Source organism: Candidatus Erwinia dacicola, assembly GCF_001756855.1.
Classification (GTDB): Bacteria; Pseudomonadota; Gammaproteobacteria; order Enterobacterales; family Enterobacteriaceae; genus Erwinia; species Erwinia dacicola.
On sequence record NZ_MAYS01000379.1, the window covers coordinates 1 to 3,142 of the forward strand.

Annotated in this window: 3 protein-coding genes and 3 pseudogenes; 4 read left to right on the forward strand and 2 right to left on the reverse strand. The window is 54.3% G+C overall.

Annotated features, from left to right (window positions below; all coding sequences use genetic code 11):
• Nucleotides 1-440, forward strand: a pseudogene (locus BBW68_RS16685) (HlyD family secretion protein); the annotation flags it as partial.
• A gap of 83 nt (nucleotides 441-523) precedes the next feature.
• A complete protein-coding gene (gene ypdK, locus BBW68_RS20740) occupies nucleotides 524-595 on the forward strand; it encodes a membrane protein YpdK (protein ID WP_102135782.1) in 72 nt (23 codons plus the stop codon).
• Between the two features lie 41 nt (nucleotides 596-636).
• Here ypdK and BBW68_RS10700 read toward each other — a convergent pair.
• Nucleotides 637-931, reverse strand: a pseudogene (locus BBW68_RS10700) (alanine transaminase); the annotation flags it as partial.
• On the opposite strand from BBW68_RS10700, the pseudogene BBW68_RS10705 reads away from it, so the two are divergent.
• Nucleotides 932-1,214: pseudogene (locus BBW68_RS10705) on the forward strand (LytTR family DNA-binding domain-containing protein); the annotation flags it as partial. It lies immediately after the preceding pseudogene.
• Nucleotides 1,215-1,287: 73 nt separating this feature from the next.
• Here BBW68_RS10705 and glk read toward each other — a convergent pair.
• The gene (glk, locus tag BBW68_RS10710) at nucleotides 1,288-2,253 is read right to left on the reverse strand and encodes a glucokinase (protein ID WP_070135353.1); all 966 of its coding nucleotides are present in this window, start codon (nucleotides 2,251-2,253) and stop codon (nucleotides 1,288-1,290) included.
• Between the two features lie 408 nt (nucleotides 2,254-2,661).
• On the opposite strand from glk, the gene BBW68_RS10715 reads away from it, so the two are divergent.
• Nucleotides 2,662-3,142: IS6 family transposase (locus BBW68_RS10715; RefSeq protein ID WP_070135354.1), on the forward strand; the 481-nt coding region annotated here is incomplete at its 3' end.

Here is a 3,142-nt window from a genome sequence, read left to right on the forward strand (position 1 = left end):
TATGTCTGTTAAGCGCTGAGCTGGCCGCGCGTAAGGAAGTAGAGGTATTGCAGACCAGCCAGAAGCAGGCACAGGCCGATATCATCGCGATACGCGCCAGCGTAGATCAGTCGCAGCTCAACTTCTCCTATACCCACATCACCGCATCGATTGACGGCAGCGTTGGCCAGCGCGCGGTGCTCTAGGAGGTCTGGGTGTCGATAGGCACGCATCTGCTGACGGTGGATGCCCCGCCCGGCGTTACGCTGCGCGGCCATATTGACAGCATCGCACCGGCGACCAACTGGACCTTCGCCGCGATTACCGCCGACAACACCACCGGAAACTACACCAAAGTCGTTCAGCACCTTCCAGTAAAAATCGTGCTGGAACCGGGCCAGCCTGAACTAGCAAGACTGCACGTTGGCATGTCGGCGATGCCGCAACTGGAAAGCTATTAGTGTAAAGGTCTCAGAACAAGCATCTTTATTTTGCCGGGGAATAGCGGTAGATTATCGATCACGGGTATTCAGGGAGGGTTGCAGTGAAATATGCTTTTATGGGGATCTCTTTTATCCTGTTAATCTGGATTGGTACTTTCTATCTGATGCTGTAATGATTAGCCGGATAAAGAAAAGGGTCAGGTGCGCCTGACCCCTAGCTGGGGTAGTTCACACCTTCTCCACGAAACATCGCATTGATCCCTCTTACCGTCTGGCGAATATGGTCGCTGTTCTCTATCAGCGCAAAGCGCACGTGCGTATCACCGTAATCACCAAAGCCAATCCCCGGCGAGACGCATACTTTCGCTTCTTGCAGCAGCAGTTTAGCGAACTCCAGTAATCTAAGGTGCGCATAACGATCGGGGATTTTCGCCCAGACGTACATCGAGGCTTTCGGGTTATCCACCAGCCCGCTTCGTGCGCCGTTTCACCAGCACATCACGGCGGCGCGCCCTGCTCCGTACACCATTAATCTGGTGAAAGACGAACGCATCATCGTCACCGATATCAACGATATCTATTATGCAGAAGCCCACGAAAAGCTGACGTTTGTCTATACGCGGCGGGAAGAGTATGTGATGTCGATGAATATCACCGAATTTTACAGTCGCCTGCCGGAGGAGTATTTCTTTCGCTGCCACCGCTCATACTGCGTGAACCTGAGTAAGATCCGCGAGATTGAGCCGTGGTTCAACAACACCTATTCGCAAGCTGCGCGATATGGAGTTCTAGGTTCCGGTCAGCCGCAGCAAGGTGAAGGAGTTTCGCCAGCTGATGCGGCTGTAGCACCGCATCAGCATGGAGATTACAGTACGCGGCCCAAGGTCTGACGCAGGTGCGCGCCCGCGCCCAGCAGGCCGGGCTGATCGTAAGTGATCATGAAGACCGGAATGTGCGAGGTGTAGTCGCGGAAACGGCCCTTATCTTCAAACGCTGCACGGAATCCGGAAGCTTTAAAGAACTCCAAGAAACGCGGCACGATGCCTCCGGCGATGTACACGCCGCCAAAAGTGCCGAGGTTCAGCGCTAGGTTGCCGCCAAAACGGCCCATGCAGACGCAGAACATCGATAGCGCACGGCGGCAATCGGTGCAACTGCCGTTGAGCGCCCGCTCGCTGACATCGCGCGGCTTCAGGTTTTCTGGCTCCCTGTCATCTGATTTAACAATCGCGTGATACAGGTTTACCAGCCCGCCGCCGGAGAGAATACGCTCGGCGGAAACGTGGCCGAGCTCAGCGCGCAGTACCTCGAGGATCATATCTTCTTCGTCGCTGTTAGCGGCGAAATCCACGTGGCCGCCCTCGCCCGACAGGCTCACCCAGCGCTTATCAACGTGGATCAGATGCGCCACGCCGAGACCGGTGCCCGCGCCATACACGGCAACGGGCTTATCTTGGACTGCTGGTTCGCCGCCGAACTGCAGCACGTCATCAGGCGACAGCATCGGAATGGCCATCGATACGGCGGTAAAATCGTTGATGATCTCCAGCGCCTTGAAGGCCAGACTGGTTTTCATCTTACTGGTGGAAAATGCCCAGTTATGGTTGGTCATTTCGACCCAGTCTTCCGTGATTGGGCAGGCGATGGCAATACAGCCATGCTTAATGTCCTGCTGCTGTTCATCTAGATAAGCGTGAATCACCGCTTCCAGACTGGCATAATTTGTCGTGGGGAACGTTTTGGCTTGTAAAATAGCACCGGTCTCAACGTCACACAGTGCCAGGCGCGCGTTGGTGCCGCCGACATCACCTACCAAAGCATACTTAGTCATTATTGTTTTGCTCCACTTACGTCAATTAGACACACTATAAATTCCCCCCCGTTAAAATAACAACGCTCAGCGAAAGTAAAATCTAAGCGATCGTTACCTTAACGGGGTTAGTGCTTTTTGCCCACGGGCAACAGTCTGAATTGCGCACTCAATTGCAGTTTAGCTGCCATTATGCTGATGCAAGCAGCGACGGAATGTCCTGCTGCGGCAGCACCACTTCTATCAGCGTTAGGCGCGAGCTCTCTTCCAGCAGCTTCATTACTTCCTGCAGCTGCACCGTTTGCGTCACGCGCTAGCTCTGGGCCTGACAATCGACGTTCAGCGCCTGCGGCAGGCGCAGAGAGGGGCACTGTTGCAAAGATCTGGCGATGGTAAACTGATGCCACTGTTTAGTTGAAGGAGCAGCACATGAACCCATTTAAAGGTCGACATTTTGAGTGTCATATTATCCTGTGGGCCGTCCGCTGGTACTGCAAATATGGCATCAGTTATCGTGAGCTGCAGGAGATGCTGGCTGAGCGAGGGGTAAATGTCGATCACACCACGATTTATCGATGGGTTCAGCGTTCTGCACCTGAAATGGAAAAGCGGCGGCGCTGGTACTGGCGTCAACCTTCCGGTTTTGGCTCATGGCATCTCGATGAAACCTACGTGAAGGTCAACGGACGCTGGGCTTATCTGTACCGCGCCGTCGACAGCAGGGGCTGCACCATTGACTTTTACCTGTCTTCACGTCGTCACACCAAAGCCGCCTATCGCTTTATGGGTAAACTTCTGAATAATACGAAGCGCCTGCAAATTCCACGGTTGATCAACACAGATAAAGCCCCGACGTATGGGCGGGCGCTGGCATTGCTGAAGCGGGAAGGTAAATGTCCGCAGCATGTGC

Coding starts and splice junctions, on each gene's coding strand:
- glk (WP_070135353.1), bottom strand. CDS start 2,253: ATGACTAAGTATGCTTTGGTAGGTGATGTCGGCGGCACCAACGCGCGC.